The 21,459-nt window shown below is 68.4% G+C and carries 18 protein-coding genes; 11 read left to right on the top strand and 7 right to left on the bottom strand.

Annotation, left to right across the window (positions count from 1 at the left end; genetic code table 11):
• Positions 1-211 precede the first annotated feature (211 nt).
• From Tchar_RS07175 to plsY, 3 genes are all read left to right on the top strand, one after another.
• On the top strand, positions 212-1,978 hold the full coding sequence (locus tag Tchar_RS07175) for an acyl-CoA synthetase (RefSeq protein ID WP_236640374.1): 1,767 nt from the start codon (positions 212-214) through the stop codon (positions 1,976-1,978).
• A gap of 4 nt (positions 1,979-1,982) precedes the next feature.
• On the top strand, positions 1,983-3,044 hold the full coding sequence (locus Tchar_RS07170) for an aldo/keto reductase (RefSeq protein WP_144328369.1): 1,062 nt from the start codon (positions 1,983-1,985) through the stop codon (positions 3,042-3,044).
• Positions 3,045-3,233: 189 nt separating this feature from the next.
• Complete coding sequence (gene plsY, locus Tchar_RS07165) at positions 3,234-3,875, top strand: glycerol-3-phosphate 1-O-acyltransferase PlsY (RefSeq protein WP_144328368.1); 642 nt, start codon at positions 3,234-3,236, stop codon at positions 3,873-3,875.
• A gap of 62 nt (positions 3,876-3,937) precedes the next feature.
• On the opposite strand, the gene Tchar_RS07160 is transcribed toward plsY, so the two are convergent.
• Together Tchar_RS07160 and Tchar_RS07155 are read right to left on the bottom strand one after the other, a co-directional pair.
• Positions 3,938-4,879: an HD-GYP domain-containing protein gene (locus Tchar_RS07160; RefSeq protein ID WP_144328367.1), complete on the bottom strand. Its 942-nt coding sequence runs from the start codon at positions 4,877-4,879 to the stop codon at positions 3,938-3,940.
• 21 nt (positions 4,880-4,900) lie between these two features.
• Positions 4,901-5,386, bottom strand: coding sequence for a YajQ family cyclic di-GMP-binding protein (locus Tchar_RS07155; protein WP_144328366.1), 486 nt, complete (start codon positions 5,384-5,386; stop codon positions 4,901-4,903).
• Between the two features lie 42 nt (positions 5,387-5,428).
• On the opposite strand from Tchar_RS07155, the gene murB reads away from it, so the two are divergent.
• Positions 5,429-6,481 carry a UDP-N-acetylmuramate dehydrogenase gene (gene murB / locus Tchar_RS07150; protein WP_144328365.1) on the top strand — a complete coding sequence of 351 codons (1,053 nt, stop codon included), beginning with the start codon at positions 5,429-5,431 and terminating at the stop codon, positions 6,479-6,481.
• A 125-nt stretch (positions 6,482-6,606) separates the two neighbouring features.
• Positions 6,607-7,632 carry an alpha/beta hydrolase gene (locus tag Tchar_RS07145; protein WP_144328364.1) on the top strand — a complete coding sequence of 342 codons (1,026 nt, stop codon included), beginning with the start codon at positions 6,607-6,609 and terminating at the stop codon, positions 7,630-7,632.
• Positions 7,633-7,675: 43 nt separating this feature from the next.
• Here the strand turns inward: Tchar_RS07145 and argG are convergent, their stop codons facing one another.
• The 5 genes from argG to pgi form a co-directional block, all read right to left on the bottom strand.
• Positions 7,676-9,001 (bottom strand): argininosuccinate synthase, encoded by a 1,326-nt coding sequence (gene argG / locus Tchar_RS07140; RefSeq protein WP_144328363.1) that lies wholly within the window; start codon positions 8,999-9,001, stop codon positions 7,676-7,678.
• 86 nt (positions 9,002-9,087) lie between these two features.
• Positions 9,088-9,414: a pyrimidine/purine nucleoside phosphorylase gene (gene ppnP / locus Tchar_RS07135; protein WP_144328362.1), complete on the bottom strand. Its 327-nt coding sequence runs from the start codon at positions 9,412-9,414 to the stop codon at positions 9,088-9,090.
• A 73-nt stretch (positions 9,415-9,487) separates the two neighbouring features.
• On the bottom strand, positions 9,488-9,832 hold the full coding sequence (locus Tchar_RS07130; protein WP_144328361.1) for an ArsC family reductase: 345 nt from the start codon (positions 9,830-9,832) through the stop codon (positions 9,488-9,490).
• Positions 9,833-9,886: 54 nt separating this feature from the next.
• Positions 9,887-12,712, bottom strand: a complete 2,826-nt coding sequence (ppc, locus tag Tchar_RS07125) for a phosphoenolpyruvate carboxylase (RefSeq protein ID WP_144328360.1) — start codon at positions 12,710-12,712, stop codon at positions 9,887-9,889.
• Positions 12,713-12,760: 48 nt separating this feature from the next.
• Positions 12,761-14,386, bottom strand: coding sequence for a glucose-6-phosphate isomerase (gene pgi / locus Tchar_RS07120; protein WP_161595475.1), 1,626 nt, complete (start codon positions 14,384-14,386; stop codon positions 12,761-12,763).
• Between the two features lie 171 nt (positions 14,387-14,557).
• Between pgi and folC the strand changes: the two genes are divergently transcribed.
• Genes folC through gltX form a run of 6 tightly spaced genes read left to right on the top strand, consistent with a single transcriptional unit; the run spans position 14,558 to position 21,352 of the window.
• A complete protein-coding gene (gene folC / locus Tchar_RS07115) occupies positions 14,558-15,907 on the top strand; it encodes a bifunctional tetrahydrofolate synthase/dihydrofolate synthase (RefSeq protein WP_144328358.1) in 1,350 nt (449 codons plus the stop codon).
• Between the two features lie 3 nt (positions 15,908-15,910).
• On the top strand, positions 15,911-16,672 hold the full coding sequence (locus Tchar_RS07110) for an SPOR domain-containing protein (RefSeq protein ID WP_144328357.1): 762 nt from the start codon (positions 15,911-15,913) through the stop codon (positions 16,670-16,672).
• A 3-nt stretch (positions 16,673-16,675) separates the two neighbouring features.
• On the top strand, positions 16,676-17,161 hold the full coding sequence (locus Tchar_RS07105) for a CvpA family protein (protein WP_144328356.1): 486 nt from the start codon (positions 16,676-16,678) through the stop codon (positions 17,159-17,161).
• Between the two features lie 18 nt (positions 17,162-17,179).
• Positions 17,180-18,703, top strand: a complete 1,524-nt coding sequence (gene purF, locus Tchar_RS07100) for an amidophosphoribosyltransferase (RefSeq protein ID WP_144328355.1) — start codon at positions 17,180-17,182, stop codon at positions 18,701-18,703.
• 2 nt (positions 18,704-18,705) lie between these two features.
• Positions 18,706-19,926 (top strand): O-succinylhomoserine sulfhydrylase, encoded by a 1,221-nt coding sequence (locus Tchar_RS07095; protein WP_144328354.1) that lies wholly within the window; start codon positions 18,706-18,708, stop codon positions 19,924-19,926.
• A 22-nt stretch (positions 19,927-19,948) separates the two neighbouring features.
• A complete protein-coding gene (gene gltX / locus Tchar_RS07090; RefSeq protein WP_144328353.1) occupies positions 19,949-21,352 on the top strand; it encodes a glutamate--tRNA ligase in 1,404 nt (467 codons plus the stop codon).
• The last annotated feature ends 107 nt before the right edge of the window (positions 21,353-21,459 follow it).

Raw genomic sequence — 21,459 nt, 5'->3', positions numbered from 1 at the left:
CGATCCTGCTCCAGCCACCCCCAGCGCCGTCGATGACAAGACGCTCAATGCGCGGGTGGATGACATCCTCAAAGCGCGCCAAGTCAAACAGCCATGGTGTCCCGGCCCTGAGCACCCCTGGCGTCGTCTCTTCAGCGCTCCGCCCTCATGGGCTGGCCCATGGGCCAGCCCATGAGGACATACCTTCGGCGTCAAACCGGACATTTCTAACTTGCTCAGAGGGCGGACATTTCTACTTTGCCTTGACAGGCACGTGCCGGCGCGCTTCAACATCGCCGAAGTGTGTGTGCGGCGCTGGGCACGCCGCCGCCGCAGCGCTGCGGCGCCGGCCATCATCGAGGATGGCCCGGGTTGGGCGCGCCCGCGCACCCATACCTTTCGCGATGTGGCCGAGGAGGCCAACCGACTGTCCAATGCCCTGCGGCTGTTGGGCGTGCGACCGGGTGACCGTGTCGCCATCGTGTTGCCGCAGCGTTTCGAGACCGCGGTGGCCTACATGGCCGTGTGGCAGCTGGGCGCGGTGGCCGTGCCGTTGTCGCAGCTTTTCGGCGCCGAGGCGCTGGAGTACCGGCTGCAAGACAGCGCGGCGGCCGTGGCCCTGGTGGACGATGTCACCGGTGCCGGCGTACAGGCGGTGCGCGCGCGCTGCCCCGCGCTGCGCCACGTCATCGGGCTGACCGGCGCCTTCGATGTCGAAGTGATCGACTGGCCACAGGCGCGCGCCGGTCTGCGCAAACGATTCGAGCCGCACGACACCGCTGCCGACGACCCCGCGGTGCTGATCTACACCAGCGGTACCACCGGCAACCCCAAGGGGGCGCTGATACCGCACCGGGCCTTGATCGGCAACCTCAGTGGCTTCGTGTGCAGCCAGAATTGGTTTGGCTTCGACCCCGCCGATGCGCGGGTGCGCAGCGACGCCGTGTTCTGGAGTCCGGCCGACTGGACGTGGACGGGTGGGTTGATGGATGCGCTGCTGCCCACGCTCTATTTCGGCCGCCCCATCGTGGCCTGGTGCGGTCGCTTCGATCCGCTACAGGCGTTTGCGCTCTTGCAGCGCCATCGGGTCACGCACACCTTTTTGTTCCCGACGGCGCTCAAGGCGATGATGAAGGCCGTGCCCGAGCCGCGTCGGCACTACCGGCTGCATCTGCAGGCCATCATGAGCGCGGGCGAGGCGGTGGGTGACGCGGTGTTCGCTTACTGCCGCGATCAGCTTGGCGTGACCGTCAATGAGATGTTCGGCCAGACCGAGATCAACTATGTGGTGGGCAACTGCGCGCGCCTGTGGCCGGCCAAACCCGGCAGCATGGGGCGCGCTTATCCGGGGCACCGTGTGGCGCTGCTGGATGAAGATGGTCACCCGGTGCCGGTGGGTGCGGTCGGTGAAGTGGCGGTACACCGGCGCGACCGCCACGGTGACCTCGATCCGGTCTTTTTTCTGGGCTACTGGGGCAACGACGCGGCCACCCGCGCCAAATTCACGGGCGATCCGTCCGACAGCTGGTGCCGCACCGGTGACTTGGCGCGGCAGGATGCCGACGGCTATCTGTGGTATCAGGGGCGCGCCGACGATGTATTCAAGGCCGCCGGGTACCGCATCGGGCCCAGCGAAATCGAAAACTGCCTGCTCAAGCACCCAGCGGTGGCCAATGCGGCGGTGGTGCCCAAGCCCGACCCCGAACGCGGGGCGGTGGTCAAAGCCTTTGTGGTGCTGACGCCCGAGTGGGCCGAGCAGCGCGCGCGCCGCACCGATCCCGAGCGCGAGTTCGACCCGCCGCTGGTGGCCGAGCTGCAGGCGCACGTCAAAGGGCGTCTGGCACCTTACGAATATCCGAAAGAGATCGAATTCATCGAGGCGCTGCCGATGACCACCACCGGCAAGGTCCAGCGGCGCGTGTTGCGTCTGCAGGAGGAGGCCCGCGCGCGCATCCAGGCCGCCGCGCGCCCCCCAGCCAACGATCCCACGGAGCGATGAGCGCATGAAACCCGTTGTACTGGGCCGCAGTGGACTGCGTGTTTCGCCCATCTGCTTGGGCACCATGACGTTTGGCGAGCAGGTGGCCGAGGCGGACGCGCACGCCATTTTGGACCGCGCACTGGAGCGCGGTGTTGCCTTCATCGATACGGCCGAGATGTATGCAGTGCCAGCCCGCGCCGAGACCTACGGCGCCACCGAGACCATCATCGGCCGCTGGCTGGCCAGCCGCCCCGGCGTACGGCAGCGCGTGGTGCTGGCCACCAAAGTGGCGGGGCCCGCGCGCGGCATGCCCTGGATTCGCGGCGAGCAGGCCGGCCTGACCAAGGCCGAAATCATCGCCGCTTGCGAGGGCAGCCTGCGCCGGCTGCAGACCGACGTCATCGACCTCTACCAGATCCACTGGCCGGCGCGCAATGTGCCGATGTTTGGTGCGCTGACGTTCGATCCGTCCAAGGAGCGCCCCTGCGCCAGCATACGGGAGCAGCTGGAGGCGCTGGATACCCTGGTGCGTGCCGGCAAGGTGCGCGCGGTCGGCCTGTCCAACGAGACCCCTTATGGCGTGCACGAATTCGTGCGCTTGGCCGAGCAGTACGGTTTGCCGCGCGTAGCCAGTGTGCAAAACCCATACTGCCTGATCAACCGCAGCTACGAAAACGGGTTGGATGAAACCTGCTACCGGCTGGAGGTGTCCTTGTTGGCGTACTCGCCACTGGGCTTTGGCTTGTTGACCGGTAAATACGACGCCACCGGGCTGGCGCACGACGGCCCCCCGCAAGGGCGCTTGGCGCTGTTCGAGAGCATGCGCAAGCAGCGCTGGGGGCGGCCGGAGGCGCTGGCGGCGGCGCGCCGCTACAACGCGCTGGCGCGCGCCTACGGTCTGACGCCGGTGCAGCTGGCGCTGGCGTTTTGTTACCGCAACTGGCGCGTGGCCAGCACCATCATCGGCGTGACCTCGCTGGCACAGCTCGACGCCTGCCTGGATGCGTGGGACGTGAGCCTGACCCCCGAGTTATGGCAGGCGGTGGACCGGATTCGCTGGGAGATCCGTGACCCGGCTCAATGAGCCGAGCAAACCGACCGCGCACACGGCAAGAGGAGGGCGCCGCGTGCGCCGGCGCACGCTCGATTAAGCTAGAGGCTCGTTACGGCCTTGCGGGCAGCCTTGCCGCGGGGCGCCAAGCAGGCGGCCGACCCAGGGGCCGAGGGTTCTCGGGTCTCGGGCGCAGGTGCAGTCCATTCAGGAGTGAAGGGTATGCATGAGGTTTGGATGCCGTGGGCGGCGGTGGTGCTGGCCTATGCGGTGGGGTCGCTGTCGTTCGCGGTGCTGGTCAGCCGGCTGATGGGTTTGCGCGACCCGCGCACCTATGGCAGCAAAAACCCGGGGGCCACCAATGTGTTGCGATCGGGCAACAAGGCGGCGGCGGCGTTGACGCTGTTGCTCGACGCCGTCAAGGGCTGGTTGCCGGTGTGGGCCGTGGCGCAGTGGGGCGGCGCGTGGGGCTGGGGGCCGATGACGGTGGCCGCCGTGGGGCTGGCGGCGTTTCTTGGGCACCTATTCCCGGTGTTTTTCCGTTTCCAGGGCGGCAAGGGCGTGGCCACCGCGGCTGGCGTGCTGTTGGCGTTCGAGCCCTGGCTGGGCGTGGCGGTGATCGCCAGTTGGATATTGGTGGCGGTGTTCTTTCGGTATTCGTCGCTGGCGGCCATCGTGGCGGCGGTGTTTGCCCCGCTGTATTACTGGTTCGGTGACGGCGCGGCGTGGGACGTGCAGGCGCCCGTGGGGGCGGCGGTGGCGGCGATGTCGGTGCTGTTGCTGTGGCGGCACGCCGGCAACATCCAGCGACTCATCGCCGGGCAGGAGAGCCGTATCGGCGAGAAGAAAGCGGGGCGCCGCTGAGACAGGCGCCCGGGGCGCGCGTGGCCCTGTCGCGCCCGCATCGCCGCGTGTGGGTTGATGGGCTAGCGTTGCAGCGCCAGGCGCGACAGCTGCAGCAGCCGGTTGTGGTTGGGCCGCACGCGCACGGTGGCGGTTTGCAAAGCCGCCTCGATGGCGTGTTTTTCGTCGCCGGTGTCGATCAGGGCTGGTTCGGGAATGGGGTGCCCGGCGGGGTCGAGCACCGCGCCCACCCATGGCTCGCCGGGCCGACCCGAGCGGCGCAGTACCAGCGCGATACTGCCGTCAGCCAGGCGTACGTAGGTGCCGGGTGGGCAAATGCCCAGCGTCTGCAGCAAAGCGCGGCCGATGTCGTCCACGCCACCCTCATCGCCCAGGAGCAGCGCGCGTGCCGAATCGGTGACGTTGCGCCCCAGTCGGGTGCGGCGCGGGCTGATGAGGGCGGTGTAGCGGTCCATGCGCTGCAGCAGGCGCAAGGTGATATCGCGTGGCGCGGGTTCGTGGTGCTGTTCGACCAGATCGAGCCAGCGCGCATCGCGCACACCGCGTTCACGCAACCACTGCGCCCCGCGCGCCGGGTGGGTGTCGATGAGGGCGCGCTGTTCCGTCGTCGGCGGCGCCTCTTGCTCGGCCAGCGTATCTTGCAGCCGCGTCATGCCGATATTCATCGTCAGAGCGGCACACTCCAGCGCGTCTTGATCGACCGCCGGCACACGGGTCAGCGGTGCCAGCAGGCGGCACATCGCCCAGCATGCCATCGCGTGCGCGCTGCTGTAGCCCACGGTGGAAGCGGTGGCGAGCTGAAAGAGCCAGTATAGGGTCGCGTCTTCGTCGGTGGCCAGCAGCGCTCGTGCCTGTGTCAGTAAACGCTCGAAGCGCGCCAGCCAAGCCTCGTCAGTGGGCGGCGCCAGCAGGAGCGCCGCCAGATGCATCTCCAGCTCGGACCAGCGCGCCATCCAGTCGTGCATGGTGGCGTCAGCGGGGTCGGGGTGAGCGTCGAGGGCCATGATCACCACCGCGCCACGGTTTCAGTCACGGAAGTTGGTGAACTGCAGCGGCAGTTGCGCCATGCTCTGGCGGATGAGGGCGATGGCGGCTTGTAGGTCATCCTTTTTGGCGCCGCTGACGCGCACCACCTCGCCCTGGATGGCGGCCTGTAGTTTGAGTTTGCTGCCTTTGATGAGCTGCTGAATTTTTTTCGCATCTTCGGTGGCGATGCCGTGGCGCACCGTCAGCACCTGCTTGAGCTTGTCGCCGCCGATTTTTTCCATTTTCCCCGGGTCCAAAAAACGCACATCGACGCCGCGTTTGGTGAGCTTGTTGCGCAGCACGTCCAGCACCTGCTGCAGCTGAAAATCGCTGTCGGCCAGCGCGGTGATCTCCTGGCCGCTGAGCGTGACGGCGGCGCTGCTGCCTTTGAAGTCGAACCGGGTGCCGATTTCGCGTTGCGCTTGCTCGACGGCGTTCTTGACCTCGACCATGTTGGGCTCGAGCACGGTGTCGAAGGAGGGCATGCCTCTGATCTTCGGAATGGATGGGTTTGCGACAATGCGCGCATGGTAGTCGAGAACCACGTGTCGTTGCAGCCCTTCAACACCTTCGGCATCGCCGCGCGCGCCCACCGTCTGGTGCGCGTGCGCAGCGAAGATGACGTGCGGGCGCTGGTGCGGCACCCCGACTGGCGTGCGCGCGAGACCTTTATCCTGGGTGGCGGCAGCAATATCGTGCTCACCGGCGATGTGCGCGCCCTGGTGTTGAAGGTGGAGCTGCGGGGGCGCCGCTTGCTGCACGAGGACGCACGCGGCTGGCTGGTGGAGGCTGCCGCCGGCGAAAATTGGCACGCCTTCGTCCAGTGGACCCTGGAACAGGGCTGGCCGGGGCTGGAGAATCTCGCCCTCATTCCCGGCACGGTGGGGGCGGCGCCGGTGCAAAACATCGGCGCCTATGGTGTGGAGCTGCAAGACCGCTTCCACTCGCTGGATGCGATCGACCTCGACACGGGCGAGCCCCTGACGCTGCGCCACGAGCACTGCGCCTTCGGCTACCGTGATTCGGTGTTCAAGCACGAACGCGCCGGCGCGCGCGGCATGGGGCTCAAGGGTCGGGCGCTGATCACGCGCGTGCGCTTTTGGCTGCCGCGGCGCTGGCGGCCGCAGCTGGACTACCAGGACTTGCAACGCAAAGTGGCCGAGACCGGCGTGGCCGAGCCGACGCCGCAGCAGGTGGCTCAATGGGTGTGCGAGATTCGGCGCGCCAAGCTGCCCGACCCGGCGGTGCTGGGCAACGCGGGCAGTTTTTTCAAAAATCCGACGGTCACGCCCGAGCAATGCGCCGACATCATCGGGCGTGACCCCAAGCTGGTGCACTATTCTTTGCCGGACGGCCGCATCAAGCTCGCGGCGGGCTGGTTGATCGACGCCTGCGGCTGGAAGGGCAAGACCGTAGGCCGTGCCGGGGTGTATGAAAAGCAGGCGCTGGTGTTGGTCAACCGCGGCGGGCGCGAGCAGCCGTGCACCGGCGGCGAGGTGATGACGCTGGCGCGGCTGATTCAGACCAGCGTGTACGAACGGTTCGGGATTCGCTTGGAGCCGGAGCCGGTGGTGGTGTGAGGACGCGGGTCGATGGTTGTACGAGGATCGGTGTACCCGCTGGACGCGTGACGGCCCTGGTAATGAGCGTCGCGGGCAGGGTTCCAGTTGCGGTCGAGGCATGTTGAGTCAGAGGGGAAGCGGCGATGGACATAGGGATACGGCCAGCGCGGCCAGCCATGCGGCCATGGGTGCGACGCCTGGGGTGGATGGTGGCGCTGTTGGTATGGCTGCCACTGGCGCTGTGGTGGGGCGGGCCGCGCTACCACGGTGGCCCAGATGCGCCGCAAGCACGCCCGCAGCCGCCGGCGGATGTGCGCGCGTTGCCCGATTGGTTGGCCCAGCAGGAAGCACAGGTGCCGGGCTTGCGGCCCGACGCCGCCAAGCGCATCGTCTGGCACGGAGAGCCGGGGCGGCGTGCGCCATGGGCGGTGGTGTATCTGCACGGTTTTACCGCCACGCGCGCGGAAACCCATCCGCTGGCCGCTCGGGTGGCGCAGGCGCTGGGCGCGCACCTGTACGAGGCGCGCCTCAGTGGCCACGGACAGGATGGCACCGCCTTGGCGCGCGCGACGATGCAGCAGTGGCTGGCCGACGGGGTGGAGGCGCTGCGCATCGGCCATGCGCTGGGCGAGCGTGTGCTGGTCATCGGTACCTCCACCGGCGCGACGCTGGCGGCGTGGCTGGCGCAGCACCCCGACGCAGCCGGAGTGCCCATGGCGCGTCAGGTCTGGATATCGCCAAATTTCGGCCCCCAGGACAAGCGCACCGAGTGGTTGCTTGGGCCCTGGGGACGGCAGATCGCGCACATCGTCACCGGTGGCACCGTGGGCACGCCAAGCGAGGATCCGCGCATCGAGGCCGCTTGGACGCGGGTCTATCCGGTGGAGGCGCTGCTGCCGATGATGGCGTTGGTGCAGCGTGTGCGCGAGGGCGACTGGGCGCGCGTGCGCACGCCCGTGCTGGTGCTGTTCAGCCCAGCCGACCGCACGGTCGATCCGGCACTGACACAGGCGGTGGTGGCGCGCCTGCCTCCCGGCGTGGCGACGCTGGAGGCGGTCACCGACAGCACCGATGCCGAGCAGCACGTGCTGGCGGGCGAGTTGCGCTCGCCCGGCACCACCGAGCGCTTGGCCGAGCGCATCGTGCGCTGGGCGCAGGCCACACCGTGACGGCGGCGCGCGCCCAGGCGCCCCCGCCTGGGGGCATCGGCGCTCAGCCGCCCAGCTTCAGCAGGTCGCCATCCTTGCCGATGGCCAGCAGCCCCGCTTGGGTATAGATGGCCAGTTTGTCGCGCGTATCGCTGATGTCGAGGTTGCGCATCGTCAGCTGGCCGATGCGGTCGCGCGGGGTGAAGACCGACGCGCCCTTTTCCATCGTCAACCGCTCGGGGTGATAGGTGAGATTGGGGCTTTCGGTATTGAGGATGGAGTAGTCGTTGCCGCGGCGCAGCTCCAGGGTCACTTCGCCGGTGATGGCACGCGCCACCCAGCGTTGAGCCGCCTCGCGCAGCATGATAGCCTGCGGGTCGAACCAGCGGCCTTGGTAGAGCAGCCGCCCCAGTTTGCGGCCGTTGTCGCGGTACTGCTCGATGGTGTCTTCGTTGTGGATGCCGGTGACCAGTCGCTCGTAGGCGATGAACAGCAGCGCCATGCCAGGGGCCTCATAGACGCCGCGGCTCTTGGCCTCGATGATGCGGTTTTCGATCTGGTCGCTCATGCCCAGGCCGTGGCGCCCGCCGATGCGGTTGGCCTCCAGGAACAGCTCGACCAGGTCGGGGTATTCGCGGCCGTTGAGCGCCACCGGCCGACCTTCTTCGAAGCGAACGGTGACCTCTTCGGGCTGGATCTCGACTTCCGGCTTCCAGAACGCCACCCCCATGATGGGGTTGACGATGCGGATGCCGGCGTTCAGATATTCCAAGTCCTTGGCTTCGTGCGTCGCTCCCAGCATGTTGCTGTCGGTGCTGTAGGCTTTTTCGACCGACATCTTGTAGTCGAAGCCATTGCGGATCAGGAACTCCGACATTTCCTTGCGTCCGCCCAGCTCGTCGATGAAGGTCTCATCCAGCCAGGGCTTGTAGATCTGCAGCGCCGGGTTGGTCAGTAGTCCATAGCGGTAAAAGCGCTCGATATCGTTGCCCTTGTACGTGCTGCCATCGCCCCAGATGTGGACGTCGTCTTCTTTCATCGCCGCCACCAGCATGGTGCCGGTGACGGCGCGCCCGATGGGGGTGGTGTTGAAATAGGTCAGGCCTGCGGTGCTGATGTGAAAGGCGCCGCACTGCAGCGCGGCCAGCCCCTCGGCGGCGAGCTGCGGCCGGCAGTCCACCAGGCGTGCGCGCTCGGCGCCGTAGGCCAGCGCCCGCTTGGGGATGGCCTCGTAGTCGGGCTCATCCGGTTGGCCCAGGTTGGCCGTGTAAGCGTAGGGGATGGCGCCCTTTTGGCGCATCCACAGCAGGGCGGCGCTGGTGTCCAGGCCGCCAGAAAAGGCGATGCCGACCTTCTGGCCGACGGGCAGGCTTTGCAGGATGGTGGACATGACGGTCTGTGCAGAAGGCTAAAGGAGTGACGAACACGGGTGGGGCGCTGGGCGCGGTGCGCCGCCGCTGGCCCCGATCCCGGGTATCAGCCGAAGTGACAAATGTAGTGATAGGGTTGGCCGGTGACGCGAATCTGGAAGCTGGCGTTGCCGGGGACGGCAAAACGCTCCCCCGGGCCGAAGCGTTGCCACTGGGTGGCACCGGGCAGCAGCACTTCACATGACCCAGCGACCCCCTCCATGATTTCGGGGGCGCCGGTGTTGAAGGTGAGCGTGGCGGGCAGAATCACCCCGACCGATTTGCGCGAACCGTCAGCCAGGGTCAGACTGTGGCTGACGCATTGGCCGTCGAAATAGACGTTGGCGCGCGTGTGGACGACCGCGCCGCTGAGGGTGTCGGTGATGGCGTGCATGGTGCGCCGATTGTAGGCGCTATGCCCGACACGACGGCACACCACCGCGCCGACGTGGACCAACGCCGCGCCGTCAGAGCCGGCCTTGCCAATCGTCCGGATCGAAGCCCGCCGTGACGGCGTGACCCCACTCGACCACCGGTCGGCGGATGACGCTGGGCTTGGCCAGCATCAGCGCACGGGCGCTGGCCGCATCGGTGACGGCGGCGCGGGTGGCCTCGTCCAGCTGGCGCCAGGTGGTGCCGCGGCGGTTGAGCAAGGCCTCCCAGCCGAGGGCGGCCAACCAGGCGTCGAGCCGTTCGGTGGGCACCCCCTGTTTTTTGAAATCGTGAAAGGTGTGCGGCACGCCACGCTCCTGCAGCCAGGCCCGGGCCTTTTTCACCGTTTCACAATTGACGATGCCATAGACCGTGATCATGGCGTGATGGTAACGCAGCGCCGCAGCCCGCCTCGCCCGCCGCCTGCCCGCTCGCTAGCCCGTATTGCGCAGCCCGGCGGCGATGCCGTTGATGGCGATGTGGATGCCGCGCTTGACCTTGTCGGAGGTGTTGCCGGCGCGGTAGCGGCGCAGCAACTCCACCTGGAGGTGGTGCAGCGGGTCGATGTAGGGGAAGCGGTGGGCGATCGAGCGCGCCAGCGCCGGATTGTTGGCCAGACGCTGCGCGTGTCCGGTGATGCGCTGCAGGGCCTCGTGTGTGCGCTGCCACTCGGCTTCGATGGCGCTGAAGACGCGTCGGCGCAGCCGTGCATCGGGCACCAAGGCGGCATAGCGGCGCGCAATCGACAGGTCGCTCTTGGCCAGGACCATGTCGATGTTGGACAGCAGGGTGGCGAAAAAGGGCCACTCACGCGCCATGCGGCGCAGCAGCCGGGTACCGGCGCGCTCGCCGTGCTCGCCCAGCAACGCCGCCACCGCACTGCCAAACCCGTACCAACCCGGCAGCGTGGCGCGGCATTGGCCCCAGCTGAACACCCACGGGATGGCACGCAGGTCCTCGATACGCTGACTCGGCTTGCGCGACGCCGGACGCGAACCGATGTTGAGTTCGGCGATCTCGCGAATCGGCGTGCCGTGGAAGAAATAGTCGGCAAAGCCCGGGGTTTCGTACACCAGCTGGCGGTAGGCGCGCAGACCGGCTTGCGACAGCGTTTCGGCGGCGGCCAGGAATTCGGGTGGGGTGTCGGTGACCGGCGGGGCCAGGGTCGCCTCCAAGGTGGCGGCCACCAGGGTTTCCAGGTTGCGTCGCCCGATGTCGGGGTTGGCGTATTTGGAGGCGATGACTTCACCTTGCTCGGTCAGCCGTATCTGACCGTGCACCGTGCCCGCTGGCTGCGCCAGAATGGCCTGGTAGCTGGGGCCGCCCCCGCGCCCGACCGTGCCGCCACGGCCGTGGAACAAGCGTAGCGTCAGCGCTCGCCCCCACTGCGCGGACAGGCGGTCGAACAGCTCGGCCAGCGCCACCTCGGCGCGGTACAGCGCCCAGTTGCTGGTGACGATGCCGCCGTCCTTGTTGCTGTCGGAGTAGCCCAGCATGACCTCCTGTTCGTGGTACTGCAGCGGGCCGGCGCGCGCGAGCATCTCGGCTACCCCGGGCAGCCGCAGGTAATCTTCCATGATACGTGGCGCGCGCGCCAAGTCATCGATGGTTTCGAACAGCGGCACCACGATCAGGTCGGCGCAGGCGTCGTGGTCGAGGGTGCCGCGCAACAGACCGGCTTCCTTTTGCAGCACCAGCACTTCCAGCAGGTCGCTCACCGCTTCGGTGTGGCTGATGATGCTGTGGCGGATGGCGGCTGCTCCGTAGCGCGTGCGCAGCTCACGCGCGGCCTCGAAGATGGCGAGCTCGCTGAGGGTGTGCTCCTCATAGGGCTGCCCCGGCACGCGTAGCGGGCGCACGTCATTGAGCACACGCAACAGCACCCCTCGTTTTTCGTTTTCGTCCAAGGCGCTGTAGTCGCTACACAACCGAGCCTGGGCCAGCAAATCGGCCACCGCCCGTTCGTGTTGGTCGGAGCTTTGCCGCAAGTCCACGGTGGCCAGATGAAAGCCAAACACCTCCACCGTTCGGATCAGCGGTTTGAGCCGTGGCTGGGCGAGCGCCTCGCAGCGCTGCGCCGCCAGCGCTGCGTCGAGCACCCGCAGGTCCGCCAGCAGTTCGTCGGGGCTGGTGTACGGGTTTTGCGGGGCGACGGCATGGCGCGCCGCCTCGCCGCCGGTGAGCTCGCGCAAGGTGGCCGCCAGCCGGGCGTACATGCCGGTGAGCGCGCGCCGATAGGGCTCGTCTTGGCGGTGGGCGTTGGTGTCGGGGGAGCGCTCGGCCAGCGCCGCCAGCGCCGGCGGAGGTGGCAGCAACATCGCCGACAGCGACAGTTCCGCCCCCAGCGCGTGCAGTTCGCGCAGCAGGTGGCGCAGGATGACGTCGCTTTGCCGCTGCAGCGCCAGACGCAAGGTGGCGGCGTTGACGTTGGGATTGCCGTCGCGGTCGCCGCCCACCCACTGGCCCATGCGCAAAAAGGGCGGCACGGGCGTCTGCGGCAGCGCTGCTTCCAGCTCGGCATACAGGCGCGGAATCTCGGGCAGAAAGGTCACCGGATAGTAGGCCAGCGCGTTTTCGATCTCGTCGGCCACCGTCAAGCGCGTGAAGCGCAGCAGCCGGGTGTGCCACAGTTGGGTCACGCGCGCGCGCATCAGCGCCTCGCAGGCGCTCAACTGCCGCGCCAACACGGGGTCGCGCTCGGGTTGGGCGCCGCAGGCCGCCTGCCGGATGGCGTCGCGCTCGGCCAGCAGACGCGCGATGTCGCGCTCGGCGTCTTGGATGCTCTTGCGCTGCACCTCGGTGGGGTGGGCGGTGAGCACCGGGCTGATGTGGGCGCGCTCGAGGGTCTCGGCCACGGCGTCGGCGCCGACGCCGCGCGCCTGCAGGCGCCGCCACAGGTGCGCCAGGCTGCCCTCTTGTACGTCGCCCGCACGTTCGTGCACCGCACGCCGCCGCACGTGGTGGCGGTCTTCGGCCAAATTGGCCAGGTGGCTGAAAAAAGTGAAGGCGCGAATGACGCTGACGGCCTGGTCGTCGCTCAGCCCGGCCAGCAAGGCGTCCAAGCGCCGACCGGCGCGTGGGTCGCCCTGACGTCGGTAGGCCACCGAAAGCTGCCGGATATCCTCGATCAGCGCGAAGGTGGCCTCGCCCTCGTGTTCGCGTATCACGTCTCCCAGCAGCCGCCCCAGCAGCCGGATATCGTCGATGAGCGGATGGTCCTTGTGCGGATCGCGGCGGGCGGTGCGGGACGAGGTGGCCATGCGCGGAAAGAGGGTGCATCGAGTCGATATACCCGACAGTCTATACGCTCACGCCGGTGAATTTTGCAGTTGGCGCAGTATCGCCTTGCCCAGTTCCACGCCCCATTGATCGAAGGGGTTGACGCGCCAGATGGCCGCTTGGCAAAAGACCTTGTGCTCGTAGGCCGCCAGCAACGCCCCCAGCGTGCGCGGCGTCAGCGCCTCCAGCCACAGGATGTTGCTGGGCACGTTGCCGGCAAAGCGCCGGTGCGGCGTGAGCGCCTGCACCTGATCAGGCGGCAGACCGGCAGCGCGCAGCTCGGCCGCGGTGGCCGCGTCGTCACGCCCCAGCGCCAGCGCGCGCGCCTGCGCGCGCAAACTCAGCTGCACCAGGCGCTGGTGGTCAGCCGCCAACGGCAGCGGGGTGTCGTCTTGCTGCACGCCGATGAAGTCCACCGGCACCCGGTGGCGGCCTTGGTGCAGCAGCTGAAAATACGCGTGCTGGCCGTCGATGCCGGACCCCCCCCAGACGATGGGGCCGGTGTCGATGGCGCAAGGCGTGCCATCGATGTGGACCGATTTGCCGTTGGACTCCATCTCCAGTTGTTGCAGATGGTGCGCCAGGGTGGCGAGCCGGCTGCTGTAGATGGCCAACAGGTGTGTGGGGCAACCCAAAAAGTTGCGGTTCCACACACCCAGCAGCGCCAGCGCCAGCGGCAGGTTGCGCGCGGGCGGCGACTCCCAGAAGTGGCGGTCCATCGCGTGCGCGCCATCCAGCAAGGCGCGAAACGCCTCGGCGCCGATGGCAATGGCCAGCGGCAGCCCGATGGCCGACCACACCGAGTAGCGTCCGCCCACCCAGTCCCAGATACGGAAGGTGTGTTCGGGCGCATAGCCCTGTGCCGCCGCCAACGCCGGCGCGGCCGTGACGGCCAGCAGGTGGGCGCGTTGCACGTCGGCCGCGATGCCGCCGTCGGCCAGCCAGCGCCGCGCCGAAGCGGCCAGTTGCAGGGTCTCGGCTGTGGTGAACGTCTTGCTCTGGACGATGAAGAGGGTGCGGGCCGGCGTGCACTGGCGCAGCACGCGGTACAGCGTCCAGGCGTCCGGATTGGAGACGAAATGCACCCGCACCGTTGGGTGCACGAGGGCCTGTAGCGCCTGCACCGCGGTGCGCGGCCCCAGGTCCGAGCCGCCGATACCCAGGTTCACGACATCGGTGATGGACTCGCCGGTGGCCCCCTGCCAGCGCTGGGTGCGAATGCGTTCGGCGGCAGCCAAAAAGCGCTCGCGCTCAGCGTGGACCGCGGCGGCGATATCGGCGCTCCACGGCCCCGTGGCGTTGCCGGGTGCGCGCAGCGCCACATGCAGCGCGGCCCTTCCCTCGGTGGGGTTGACGATCTCGCCGCGTGCCAGTGCCGCTGCCTGCTCGCGCACGCTGCTTTCTGCAGCCAGTGCCAGCAGTGCGTCGAGCACCTCATGCGTGACGGCCTGGTGGGTGGCGTCCAGCGTGATGCCGGCGGCGTGCCAATGCAGGCGCTCGGCACGGCGGGCGCCGCTGTCGCACAGCAGCTCGCGCAGGTGCGGCACGCCGTTGGCAGCCAGCCGTTGCAGACGTTGCCAGGTGGGGCGCTGCGCGGGGGGGGAGGTCGGCGGGGAAGCGATGGCGGGTGTGACAGAAGGCTTGCTGGAAATCATGGGCTCGATCACATCGTCGTTGGTAGCCGTGATTGTCGGGCAGCGCGGACCGATGGCGGCGCGCGCCGCAACCCTGGGGGCGGCATGGAGTGCGAAAATAGTGCGTCGCCTCGGCTGCGGCGTGCCCGGCCGAGGTCGCGCTGCGTTCCACCACACCCCAAGTTGCATCCAATGTCCGAACCCACGGCGCACGCCGCCTCGACCGCTCCCGGCGCCAACGCGCCGTTGAGCGATTGGCTGGCCTACCTGGAAGCCCTGCACGGCCAACGCATCACGCTGGGCCTGGAGCGGGTACGGGCGGTGGCGCAGCGGCTGGGCGCAGCCCTGCAGCCGCGCTGCCCGGTCGTCACCGTTGCCGGCACCAATGGCAAGGGCTCGACCTGTGCGATGCTGGAGTCGATTTACCGGCACGGCGGCTACCGCACCGCGCTCTACACCTCCCCGCATCTGGTGCATTTCGAGGAGCGCGCACGCCTGGACGGTGAGCCGATGTCGGCGGTCGACCTGACGCCGTCTTTCGCTGCGGTCCAAGCCGCCCGCTGCGCCGGCGAAGTCGTCCCTTTGTCCTATTTCGAATTTACGACGCTGGCGCTGGTGCACGCGCTGCTGGCACGGCGGCCCGACGTCCTGATCCTGGAGGTGGGGATGGGCGGGCGGTTGGACGCGGTCAATCTGTGGGACGCGGATTGCGCCATCATCACCAGCATCGACCTCGACCACATGGCCTTCCTCGGTCCCGACCGCGAGACCATCGGCTATGAGAAGGCGGGGATTTTGCGCACCGGCCGGCCCGCGGTGGTCTCCGATCCGGCACCGCCGCGCAGCGTCCTCGATCGCGCGCTCGAAATCGGCGCCGATCTTTGGTTGGCGGGGCGCGATTTTCACTACAGCGGCGACCGCCAGCAATGGACGTGGCAGGGGCGGGGGCGGCGCTACGCGGGGCTGGCACCGCCCGCTTTGCGCGGGGCCAATCAGCTCGTCAATGCCGCTGGCGTGCTGGCAGCGGTAGAAGCCCTGCACCCGCGGCTGCCGGTGGTGGCGCAGGCGGTGCGGCAGGGGTTGGCGATGGTGCAATGGCCGGGACGCTTTCAGATCGTGCCCGGGCAGCCTGTGCTGGTGCTGGATGTGGCGCACAACCCGCATGCGGTGGCCGCTTTGGCCGAAAGCCTGGATGCGATGGGCTTTTACCCGCAAACGCAGATGGTGTTTGGCGCCATGGCCGACAAGGACCTGGAACCGATGCTGCAGCGCCTCGACGCGCTGGTGGACGTGTGGCATTTTTGCGATTTACCAACCGAGCGCGCGGCCACGGCCGAAGCGTTGCACGCCCAGTGGCGGGCGTTGACGCGTCGCCGCGACGCCGTGGCCCACTGCCACGGGGGGGCAGGGCCGGCCTTGCAGGCTGCGCTGGCCGCAGCCAACCCGGCTGGTAGAATCGTGGTCTCGGGATCTTTTTACACGGTCGGTGGCGTGCTGCAACAGGGGTTGCCGCGCCTGGGCGCCAAGCACCTGCAGGGCTGACGCATGTTTGCACTTCGCTCCGGTTCCGGCTCGTCGTCCCCATCCGCCGGGGCCAGCCGCGAGGCGCCGCCCTCGGTCGAGACCCTGCGCCGGCAGGCGCGCCGGCGGCTCATCGGCGCGGCGGTGCTGGTGCTGGCCGCAGTCTTCATCCTGCCCGCGGTGCTGGAGCATGAGCCGCGCCCGCTGCCCGAGGACGTCATCATCGACATCCCGGCGCGTGACGCCGTGCCGGCCTTGGCATCACCCACGGCCGCGCCGGATGCGGCAACCCGTACCACCGATGCAGGCAATGTCGATGGCACCACCGCTGCCCAGGGCCCCAGCGCCGATGCGCGCGGTGCGGCGCCGTCATCCGGCGCGCCCGCTGGCACCGTGCGCGAGCAGCTCTCGTCAGCCGTTGCTCCCGCGGCTGCGGCGCAACCGGCCGCCGGTGCGGCGGCCCAGGGGGCTGGCGCAGTCGGCGGCGCTGCCTCGGGGGCACCTGCCGCGTCCGGCCCGACACCGGCCGCCGCCGAGCGTGCCACCGACGCCGCCAAGGTGCGCGTGGTCGTCCAAGTCGGTGCGTTTGCCGAAGCGGCGCGGGCCCAGGAGGTGCGCCAGCGCCTGGAGCGTGCCGGCCTGAAAACCTACACCCACGTGGCCGAAACCCCGCAGGGCAAGCGCATCCGCGTGCGCGTGGGGCCGTTCGATTCGCGCGCCGAGGCCGAGCGGGTGGCCGAAAAAGTCAAGGCGCTGGGTTTGCCGGCGGCGATTTTGACCCTGTGAACCATGATGCCGGTGGACGTGGCTTTGTCGTGCGTGCTGGCGGCGTCGATCGTGCTGGGGCTGTGGCGCGGTCTGTTGTATGAAGTTTTGGCGCTGCTGGCGTGGGTGGCGGCGTATTTCGTCGCGCGGCACGGGGCCGATCCACTCGCGCAGTGGTTGCCTGTGCCGCACTGGAGTCCGACGTGGCGTTGGTTGCTGGCCTTCGCTGCCTTGTTCATCGTCACCGTCTTCGCCGGGGGGCTGCTGGCGTGGGCGGCGCAACGCGGCGCGCAGGCCGTGGGTGTGCGGCCCATCGATCGCACCCTCGGGGCGCTGTTTGGTGCGGCGCGCGGCGTGTTGCTGTTGCTGGCGCTGGCCGCGGCGTTGCAGTGGACGCCGTGGGCCGATCATCCGCAGTGGGAGCAAGCGCAGGGGGCGCGTTGGCTGGAGCAAGGGCTGTCGCTCATCGCACAGCTCGCGCCGCTGCCGGTGGCGCAGGTTTTACCGTGATCGAAGAAGGACATCGACATGTGTGGCATCGTCGGCGTGGTCAGTACCCAGCCGGTCAATCAGCTGATCTATGACGCCCTGCTGCTGTTGCAGCACCGCGGGCAGGACGCCGCCGGCATCGTGACCCATGCCGGGCGTAAATTTTTCATGCACAAGGCCAAGGGCATGGTGCGCGACGTCTTTCGCACGCGCAACATGCGCGCCCTGCCGGGCGACAGCGGCCTGGGGCAGGTGCGCTACCCCACGGCCGGCAACGCCGCCAGCGAAGAGGAGGCGCAGCCGTTCTACGTCAACGCGCCGTTTGGCATCGCGCTGGCGCACAACGGCAATCTGACCAATGCCGCGGCGTTGAAGGATGAGTTGTTTCGACTCGACCATCGCCACATCAACACCGAAAGCGACACCGAGGTGCTGCTCAATGTGTTGGCGCACGAGCTGGAGCGCAGCACCCGCGGGGCCGCGCTGCGCGCGGACGACTTGTTTGCGGCGGTGGCGGCGGTGCACCGGCGTGTGCGCGGCTCCTACGCGGTGGTGGCGCTCATCGCCGGCCACGGCATGTTGGCGTTTCGTGACCCGTATGGTATTCGCCCGCTGTGCATCGGCCGCGGGCCCGACGGCACGGTGATGGTGGCCAGTGAATCGGTGGCGCTGGAGGGCACCGGACACCGACTCGAGCGCGACATCGCGCCCGGGGAGGCCGTATTCGTCTCCTTCGACGGCGAAGTGACGGCGCGGCAGTGCGCCGACGCGCCGGCGCACCATCCGTGCATTTTCGAGTTCGTCTATCTGGCGCGCCCCGACTCGGTCATCGACGGCATCTCCGTCTATCAGGCCCGCTTGAATATGGGGCAGGCGCTGGCCACGCGCGTGATTTCCACCGTGCCGCCAACGGAAATCGACGCCGTGATCCCGATTCCCGAATCCAGCCGCCCGGCGGCGATGGAGGTGGCGCGTCTGATCGGACGCCCCTACCGTGAGGGTTTCGTCAAAAACCGCTACGTCGGCCGCACCTTCATCATGCCGGGGCAGGCGGTACGCAAGAAGTCGGTGCGCCAAAAGCTCAACGTCATCGCCAGCGAATTCGCCGGGCGGCGCGTGTTGCTGGTGGACGACTCCATCGTGCGCGGCACCACCAGCCGCGAAATCGTACAGATGGCGCGCGAGGCCGGCGCCCGTCAGGTCCATCTGGCCAGTGCCGCCCCGCCGGTGCGCTACCCCAATGTGTATGGCATCGACATGCCCACCCAGGCCGAGCTGGTGGCGCACGGCCGCACGGTGGAGGAGGTGCGCCAGATCATCGGCTGCGACGCCCTCATCTACCAGGACGTGGAGGCGATGAAGCGGGCGGTGGCGGTACTCAACCCGTCGTTGCGCGGCTTCGAGGCTTCGTGCTTCGACGGCGTCTACGTCACCGGTGACGTCACGCCGGAGTCCGTCGCCGCGCTCAACGCGCCGCGGCGCGCTGCCAGCGCCGCCGCCGAGGCGGCTGACGACGATGGCAACGCCACGCGGTTGACCTTGCCCAACGCGCAGGAGGGCTGAGCATGGCCGAGGAGTCCGCGGCGGCAACGCCGCACTGGCACGCCGAGACGGCGGCCGTGCGTGTGGCCGTGCCCCGTACCCCCTACGGTGAAAACGCCGAGGCGCTGTTTTTGACCAGCGGCTTCGTGCAGCCCAGTGCCGAGGCGGCGGCGGCGCGCTTCGCCGGCCAGGAAGAGGGCTACACCTATGCCCGTTATGGCAACCCAACCACCACCAGCTTCGAGCAGCGGCTGGCGGCGCTGGAAGGTACGGAGGCGGCGATTGCCACCAGCTCGGGCATGGCTGCCATCCTGATGCTTTGTCTGGGCTTGCTCAAGGCGGGTGACCACATCGTGTGCTCGCGCTCGATGTTTGGCGCCACCATCCGCCTCATCGGCACCGACATGGCCAAGTTTGGCGTGCAGGCCACCTTCGTGCCGCAGGCCGATATCGATGCGTGGCGCGCTGCCGTTCGGCCCGAAACTCGCCTGCTGCTGGCCGAGACCCCCACCAACCCGCTCACCGAGGTGTGCGACATCGCGGCGCTGGCCGACATCGCGCACCGCGCCGGAGCTTGGCTGGCGGTGGACAACTGCTTCGCCACGCCGGCGCTGCAGCGGCCGGCGGCGTTGGGGGCGGACATCGTGGTGCACTCCGGCACCAAATATCTGGACGGGCAGGGCCGGGTGATGGCGGGCGCACTGTGCGCGCGCCGCGCGCTCATCGACGAGACGTTTTTGCCGGTGCTGCGCAGCGCTGGTATGACCTTGGCGCCCTTCAACGCCTGGGTGGTGCTCAAGGGCTTGGAGACGCTGCACCTGCGACTGCGGGCGCAAAGTGCCACGGCCTTGCAGCTGGCACACTGGCTGCAGGCGCACCCCGCGGTGGCGCGCGTGTACTACCCCGGCTTGCCCAGCCATCCGCAGCATGCGCTGGCCATGCGCCAGCAGTCGGGCTGCGGCGGCGCCATCGTTGCCTTCGACGTGCGTGCCGACGGCCCCGAGCAGGCGCGCGCGCGCGCGTTCGCCGTGCTCGACGCGCTGCGCACCCTGTCGCTGTCGACCAATCTGGGAGATACCAAAACCCTCTGTTCGCACCCGGCCAGCACCTCGCACGGGCGGCTGACCGAGGCGCAGCGCCAAGCCGCAGGCATCTCGCAGGGCCTGATCCGCGTCTCCGTCGGACTGGAGCACATCGACGACATCACGGCCGACCTGGCCCGCGGGCTGGACGCGCTGCACTGAAAGCCCGCCCACCCTGGACATCATGAGCACACGCATCCGCACCCGTTTTGCCCCGTCGCCCACCGGCTTCATCCATCTGGGCAACATCCGCTCGGCGCTGTATCCGTGGGCGTTTGCCCGCGCCAATGGCGGCGACTTCATTTTGCGCATCGAAGACACCGACCAGGAGCGTTCCACCCAAGCCGCGGTGGACGTCATCCTGGAGGCGATGGCGTGGTTGGGCCTGACCCCTGACGAGGGGCCGTACTACCAGATGCAACGCATGGCGCGCTACAAGCAAGTGATCGGCGAGATGCTGCAAGCCGGGCTCGCCTACCACTGTTATATGACACCGGCCGAGCTCGAGGCGCTGCGCGAGCGCCAGATGGCGGCCAAGCTCAAGCCGCGCTACGACGGCACCTGGCGTCCGGAGCCGGGCAAGACCCTGCCGCCGATTCCGGAGGGTGTGCAACCCGTCATCCGCTTTCGCAATCCCACCCATGGCAGCGTGGTGTGGGACGACAAGGTCAAGGGCCGGGTGGAAATCCGCAACGACGAGCTCGACGACCTAGTCATCGCGCGCCAGGCACCGCTGGGCGACATCGGCACCCCCACCTACAACTTTTGCGTGGTGGTGGACGACATCGACATGCGCATCACGCACGTCATCCGCGGTGACGACCACGTCAACAACACGCCGCGCCAAATCAACATCATCCGCGCGCTTGGCCACGAGCCACCGGTGTACGCGCACCTGCCCACGGTGCTCAACGAGCAGGGCGAAAAGATGAGCAAGCGCCATGGCGCCAAACCGGTGACCTGGTACCGCGACGCCGGCTTTTTGCCCGATGCGATGATCAACTATCTGGCGCGTCTGGGCTGGAGCCACGGGGACGACGAAATCTTCACGCGTGAGCAATTTTTGCAGTGGTTCGACCTGGACCATCTGGGGCGTAGCGCAGCGCAGTTCGATGAAGCCAAGCTGCGCTGGGTCAACGCCCAGCACCTGAAAATGACGCCCGACGAACGCCTGGCGCCGCTGGTGGCCGAGCAGCTGGCGCGCCGGGGGCTGCAGGCCGACGCGCGCCTGCCGGCCATCTGCGGTCTGTTCAAGGAGCGCTGCGACACCACGGTAGCACTGGCCGACTGGGCACAGCCGTACTACGCGGCGCCGACGCCACGCGCCGAGGATCTGTCCCATTACGTTACCGACGCGGTGCGCCCGGCCTTGCGCGAGCTGGCCGCGCGCTTGGGCGATGTGCCATGGCACGCGGCCGACATCAACGCCGCCGTCAAGGCCACGCTGGCGGCGCACGGGCTCAAGATGCCCCAGCTGGCCATGCCGGTGCGCGTGCTCGTCATGGGTACGCCGCAGACGCCGTCGCTGGACGCGGTGCTGGCGCTGCACCGCCGCGAGGATGTGTTGGCGCGTCTGGCGGCCGTGTGACGGATACAAAAAAACACCGGCTCACGGCCGAAGGCAGAACGAAATATGGCTATAATGCAGGCCTTGTCGATGCACGACGGTCAGTGATATCGCGAGCGATACGCTGG

The sequence above is a fragment of the Tepidimonas charontis genome (assembly GCF_007556685.1).
Lineage (GTDB): Bacteria > Pseudomonadota > Gammaproteobacteria > Burkholderiales > Burkholderiaceae_C > Tepidimonas > Tepidimonas charontis.
This window is presented reverse-complemented; position numbering and strand designations above follow the sequence as displayed.